This is a genomic window from Lysinibacillus sp. NPDC086135, assembly GCF_044746345.1.
Lineage (GTDB): Bacteria > Bacillota > Bacilli > Bacillales_A > Planococcaceae > Lysinibacillus.
Genome location: NZ_JBIVCA010000009.1, coordinates 198,552 through 205,273 on the forward strand (window position 1 = coordinate 198,552; position 6,722 = coordinate 205,273).

5 protein-coding genes are annotated in these 6,722 nt (G+C 32.8%); 4 read left to right on the forward strand and 1 reads right to left on the reverse strand.

The genetic code is table 11. The features are described from left to right. Nucleotides 1–9: 9 nt before the first annotated feature. The 3 genes from ACIPKN_RS13740 (at nucleotide 10) to ACIPKN_RS13750 (ending at nucleotide 2,831) form a co-directional block, all read left to right on the forward strand. Entirely contained in the window at nucleotides 10–864 is an 855-nt protein-coding gene (locus ACIPKN_RS13740; RefSeq protein WP_400936836.1) for a MerR family transcriptional regulator, read from the forward strand. Nucleotides 865–951: 87 nt separating this feature from the next. Beyond that, complete coding sequence (locus ACIPKN_RS13745; RefSeq protein ID WP_400936838.1) at nucleotides 952–2,052, forward strand: C45 family autoproteolytic acyltransferase/hydrolase; 1,101 nt, start codon at nucleotides 952–954, stop codon at nucleotides 2,050–2,052. A 212-nt stretch (nucleotides 2,053–2,264) separates the two neighbouring features. After that, a complete protein-coding gene (locus ACIPKN_RS13750) occupies nucleotides 2,265–2,831 on the forward strand; it encodes a hypothetical protein (protein WP_400936841.1) in 567 nt (188 codons plus the stop codon). Between the two features lie 481 nt (nucleotides 2,832–3,312). Here the strand turns inward: ACIPKN_RS13750 and ACIPKN_RS13755 are convergent, their stop codons facing one another. After that, on the reverse strand, nucleotides 3,313–3,903 hold the full coding sequence (locus tag ACIPKN_RS13755) for a hypothetical protein (RefSeq protein ID WP_400936843.1): 591 nt from the start codon (nucleotides 3,901–3,903) through the stop codon (nucleotides 3,313–3,315). A gap of 866 nt (nucleotides 3,904–4,769) precedes the next feature. On the opposite strand from ACIPKN_RS13755, the gene ACIPKN_RS13760 reads away from it, so the two are divergent. Continuing rightward, on the forward strand, nucleotides 4,770–6,416 hold the full coding sequence (locus tag ACIPKN_RS13760) for a sensor domain-containing diguanylate cyclase (RefSeq protein WP_400936846.1): 1,647 nt from the start codon (nucleotides 4,770–4,772) through the stop codon (nucleotides 6,414–6,416). Nucleotides 6,417–6,722: the final 306 nt, after the last annotated feature.

A 6,722-nucleotide genomic window follows, 5' to 3' on the forward strand; every position in this document is an offset into this window, starting at 1 on the left:
GGTTTTATTATGTATAGCATTGGGAAATTTTCGAAACTGTGTAATGTTCCTATAAAAACGATTCGTTATTATAGCGATCTTGGGTTACTCGAGCCATCTTTTATAGATGAAGTGACGGGCTATCGTTATTATGATTACGATAAAATGAAAGAGCTAAATACTATACAGGTACTTAAACATTGCCATTTTTCATTAAACGAAATTGAACAGATTATTAAAGGGAAAAATGATAAGCAAGATTTAGAGATTAGATTAAATAAAAAAGTTCAGGAATTAGAGCACCAACAAAAAGTAATCGCTGAACAACTTCAAAATATTGTCCAAGTGAAAAATTCAATAAGGAACACTGAGACGTTTAATCCAAAGCCAAAGCCAATATTATCAAGTTGTTACATAGAAGAACGTCTAAACATACAGGTGTTTTCTATCCGTGAAAAGATACATATTATAGAAATGGATAAGCTAGTACAAAAATTATTTGAACGAATATATGCGTATCAATTTGAGATAGATGGGGCGCTTGTTGCAATTTTCCACCAAAGGGACAGGAACCAAAATATAGCAGATGTTGAACTACTGTTACCAGTAAAAGTAACTCAACAAGGGGAGTATATTAAAGTAATAACAGAAGGCAAGTATGCTTGTATAAATATAAAGGGACCGTATTCAGAGTTACATTTTGGCTATAGTCGCTTGCAGGAATGGCTGACTGAGCAATCCCTCCAGTCAGAAGGGACATATATGGAGCAGTACATAAAGGGCTTAATCCCAACTGAAGTTGTAAATCCAATTAATATTAAACCAAATATTGAGCTACATCCAAATGATTTTTTGACAAAAGTATTTGTGAAACTAAGAAACTAGCTAAACTCTCCAGTAGCTGGAGACTTTATTCTGTATTTAGCAAGGTAAGAAATGTCTTGCTACTTAAATATAGAATGGGGTATATCGATGAAAACAAATACAGGACAGTTTGCATTTCTTAAAGGTAGTTCATATGAGATTGGACAACAACAAGCGCGAGAGTTTCAAAAGAATCCTTTTGCAAAATCGCTATTCTTTACGGAAAATTTAACTGGTGACAACGCTTATTTTGAAATGAAAGCACAAATAGAGCAGTATTGCCCAGGTTTAAATAAAGAATTAGAAGGCTTTGCAGAAGGCTTTGGCTATGCGCCTGAACAACTAAATTTTTATCAAAATGCATGGTTAATACCTGGGGGATGTAGTTTAGGGGCTATTTTACCTGGAAAAATGGCAGATGGTAAAACATATGTTTTAAGAAATTATGATTTATCACCTGATATTTCGGATATGCGCTTATGTACTACTCGTGTTGAAGGGAAATATGCTCATACAGGATTTTCAGTTTCAACATTCGGTCGAAGTGAAGGTTTAAATGAGAAGGGGCTATGTGTTGCATATGCATCGTGTGGCATGCCCATTGGCAATTATCCTGGTATGAGACCACCAGTAGTACCTGGATTACAGTTTATGGTTATTGTTAGAGCCCTATTAGAAAATTGCGAAAATGTAGAAGAAGCAATTTATATGGTTAACACTATGCCAGTAGGAACGAACATGAATTTACTTATTGCTGATGCAAATGGCGACGCAGCTTTGATTGGAACATATGACGGAATAAAAGAGGTAAAACGTGCAGAACTAGATTATCTTATTGCAACTAATCACGGACTATTTTCCGCAATACAAGAAATGGAGCCTGGCAAGCTCGAGCATTCTCAATTAAGATATAATATTTTAGAGGAGAAATTTAAAGAAAGTGGAAAAAGATCTATAGATGAAATCCAAGAACTTCTTTTAACAGAGTTCCCTAAAGGATTGTCCATCCATAATTACAAAGAAAGCTTTGGAACAGTACATTCAATTTTGTTTAACCTTACTGATTTGCAAATGGAATTTTCATTTGGCTCACCATTACAAAATCAGGTAAACAAGATAGGGATTGGTGAGAATTTTACGAAAACACAAACATCTGTTGAATTTAAAAATAAAAGCTATGGAGCAGAGTTTTGGAAAATCATAAAATAATAAACAACAAAAAAACCTTTCTTGATTTTTATTAATGTTCAACATTATAACAATTTATTTAAAAAGCTGAACTAATTAGTTCAGCTTATATTTGTGAGGCCTTAAATTTGTATTATTGAACAAAAGGGAAGAATAGTAGTCAATAATATGACAAATAAACAGTTATTTAATATAATCGATTATAAATTAACTACTTTTGTAGGAGGGGCACTATGGTAAACTTAACTGAATATCTGTACAAAAAGATAAAACCGATTATTGAAAGTTGGAATGAGGAAGGAATATATGCATTATCCTTTTTTGTATATACAAATGAAGTTCCAGATAATATCCCTACTTTTGTAATCAGTTACAATACGGAGGAGGATTGCGAGTATAGTCCACAGCTCAGTGAGCAGAGATGGAATTACGCCTTTTGGAGACAAGATGAACATGAAATTATTGGTGATGAAGAATCAACAAATATTTTATTACAATGGTTTAAGGAAAATGGCATAAAAGATATTGGGTACGAAGACGAAACATTAATGTATGATGAGGATTATAACTATATAGGAAAAGGACCAAACGGCTATTATGAGCTATTACAGATAGTTTCAAGTGTAGCAAAAAGATTACACGACAATAAAGTTATTATTAATACTTTTAAAAGAGAAATACCTATAATTATTCACGATTTGGAATATTCTTGGTTTTCAGAAGAAACAACGAAAAATGGAAACCCAAATGGAATTGCCGAGATATTCTTGGAAGCATTACGCCAAGAATCCCCAGAGTAAATTCTTGATGTATTGAACATAATTTATATTTAACTTATTTATTTTTGTTAAAAACCTTAAAAGATTGAGAATATATGTACATAAAATAATAAGATACGTTAGTTAAAGAAGAAAGTTAAGTTAGCCTTGTTAAAAATAATTTAACAAGGCTATTTTGTATCTCAAGTTATGATGTAATAAACTAGCATGTACATTTACTTGTCTTTAATATTACAGAGTAGAAAGGTCTTTTTTGTATGTACAAGCAATCTGTTCGAAAGTGAGAAAGAGAACGAAATAGCACACCAAATTCGTTCTGCAATAGTGCTCGGTGTTGACATTTTTAAAGCGTAAATGCCCGCTTATCTTTACTAATTATAAGTAGAAAGAATCACTTTTAATAAGTATTTTTATTTTATAGGTCAAATAATATGGGGGCTGAACAGTCTATTTAGTGGTTATTTCTCGTAGTCAATTTTTTCTTTTTATAGGACATAATTGTTTAGTAACTTAATTCGGTTGTTACAACTTGGATAAATTCATCTCGATATTGTGATTCTAAAATATTAACGCCTTTTTCTCTGGATAGTTGTAGCAACTTTTGAATCTTAGCTTCATCTTTCTCCATAAAGGCTTTTTCTACATATTTTAAATCTTGCAAGATATGATGTATAAATGTATCTCCCTCTCTTTTAATATCTATGGCAATAAAGTCGAAGGATAATAATGTTTTAGTTGGAATAATAATGGTATCAAACAAATAGTTTAAAGCTTTAAAGGGGACATAAGGGATACCTTTCTTATATTCATACTTCTCAATAATAGGTAAAATTTCATCAATAAATTTTTGCATTTTATCAATATCGTAAAGCTTTGTTTCTTCTAAATTATTCTTCTTAATAATTTGTTGTATTTTATCATATTGATTTTGTTCTAACAGTTGCTTCATATATAGGAGCTCTTTTTTGAAATTGGATCGTTCTTTTTTACTTAATTGTCGATGATCAATAACAGCGTATTCGATTAGCTCCCAGTCTATCTCCGGACCAAAATGTGGTCCTAAAAAATACTTAAGTTCTTCAAAATCGCTCACTTAGGTTACTCCCTTTAATTTAGTATTCTATTAATCGTGCAGTAAAAACAAGATGAAATTTTCCCTTAACCGCTCATAGACATCTTCAGTCAGAATCTTGTTAAGATGATTTTATTCCCTCGATTACCAATAATTATTTATTTTACATAAAAAATCATTTTATAGAAACATCTATTTTCATTTCGCAAAATGAACTTTTTGCAACCCCTGTATAGTCATGAACATATAAAAAGGGAGGTTTATTTTGGAGCTTATTGTGAAGGATATTGTGAAAAAATATAATGGTGTGAATGCCATATTTAAAATGGGTATTGGGGCAGGTAAATCTACATTATCAAATGTGTAGCTGGAGATGTAAACCTGATGGTGGTTCCATTCTATTCAATGATTCGTCCCAATATGTGCATGAGCAAGTTGCGCTACAGCACCAATTTCTTTCAAGTTATCAGCATCTGAAAATTCGTGGAGTGATGGCTCTTTTTATAAGGATGATTTTGAAGAGCTATATGAAATAGTAGGATTACCGACTTATGACCGGCAATGTTTTCTTCAAATCTAGCTTCGCCAACGAAAGATCCGTTAGAGCAAATATGTACTTCTTCAGTCGGCTATACCTCTTTGACAATAGTACCCATTGTTGCGGCTGTTATATACTCTCCAAATTTTGTTGCAATAAATTTTATAAACTAATTAATTATGCCTCGGCATAATTGTAGCTGGTCGCTTTGCTTTCACTACCAAAACATTTTCTGAAAAAGTTAAATTTATCACTGCCGCAATTTTACGGTTGTGGTATTTTTAATGAGTAAATTACTATTTATTGCCCATTTTAAGGAAATGTTTAGATTAATTTGGAGGTTAGTGTTTTGAGGGTTTTAAAAAAGTTTCCACAGCCAAACACAATAAAAGGTCAGCTTCATCGAGCACTTGTATGGATCACTTTTATTACTGGTTTATGTATTTTTATTCCAACGCTTTATATTGAATATCGACAAACCATGCAACATCAAAATGAAAAGATGACGCATTATTTGGATGCTCAATCCTATTTTTTTGAAAGCTGGTTATCAGAGCGATCCAGTGATATACATACAATAGCTAATTTTGATTTTGTCAAGGACTATAATTTTCAAAAATTACAAAAATTTTTTCAAGATTTTAAAGAAAAAACAAATTTCACAGACTTAATATTCGTCAATAAAGAGGGCATCGTGCAAGTTGATACAGTTACTGAATACAGTAAAAATGGTGTTAGCGTGGATGTTAATGACCGAAAGTATTTTCAAGTTGCTAAAAAAACGAAACAACCATATATAACAGATATTTTAATAAGTAAAGTTACAAAGCAGCCTATTATGGCATTTGCTTCACCGATTCTTAATGCACAGCAACAATTCAATGGTGTAGTTTTTGGCGCAGTAAATTTAGATATCATCAATCAACTGCTGCAAGAATCGAGAGTGGGCTTTTTAGGTCATGCTTATATTATAGACCAAGAAGGTATTATGCTCTCTGAATTTAACAATAAACAACAACGGTCTTCAGGAAATTATTTAGTTGATGACCATATCCTAAACATAGCTTTAAAAAATAAAACAAGCGGCCTCGAGCTTTATAAAGACGCGAATAATAAGTGGGTTCTTGCTAAAAGTAAGCCTATAAATGGAGGGAAATGGTTTATTATATCAGAAATTGGTCTGTTAGAGGCCTATAAACCATTAATCAATAGAATTTTATGGATAACCATTTGTTTAGTAGTTGGGTCATTTTTTATGATTAAAATGATGTTACATCTCTCTAAAAGAATTGAAGAACCTATCCAGCAGCTTCTAACAGGTGTTAGAAAGGTAGAACAAGGTTTTTATGAATATCAAATAAATGACCAACAGCTGACACCATATGCGCAAGAATTTCAGGAGCTTTGTGCGTCCTTCAATGAAATGAGCGACAAAGTAAGAAAAGATACTATTTTACTGAAAGAATTATCGATTACCTGTCAGCTGACGAAGCTGTATAATCGTCGTTATTTGATTGAGCAGGGGGAGCTTGCTTTTCAGAAATGTTTAGAAGAACAAAACCATTGTTCATGTATAGCGATTGACATTGACTTTTTCAAAAAGGTTAATGATACCTATGGACATTTAATCGGTGATGAAGTGCTAAAGCATGTCGCAAACATCATTACAAATTCTGTACGAAGAATCGATATTGTTACAAGGTATGGGGGAGAGGAGTTTGTCATTTTATCTCCAAATACTACGCTAGAGAGTGCAGTGAAAATTGCTGAAAGAGTTCGGCAACATGTTGAAGATCATCCTTATATTGCGGATTTTGAGATCAATGTGACAGTGAGTATTGGCATTGCAGGATACGGTGATTCTGAAAATATTTCAACATTTTACGAGCTACTTGACAAGGCGGATCAAGCACTTTATATTGCAAAGGAAAGCGGTCGAAACCAACTTAGAGTATGTGATAAAACAGGTATAGTTGATACAAGGCAAATGCTTTAACTTCTTTAAGCGGGATGTCACGGAATCGAAAAGGAGTTCAATAAAGGGTGTTAGCCTAAAATCATCGCATTCATGCGATAACGGTTAACTGACCTGCATCAGTGCGCTTTTTCACAGGCGGTTGCTAATAATGTTATCCTCGAAATAAACGTTTTGGCATACAACCGTATGCTGAGTCAATTCTAGACTAATGTTAAGCCCAGATACTCAATTTGATATGCTCCCTATTAGGTAGACAGATTAAAAAATAAAATCTGTTTATCTAAGGGGAGTATTTTTTATGGGGCGAAGCAAACATCCACTCGA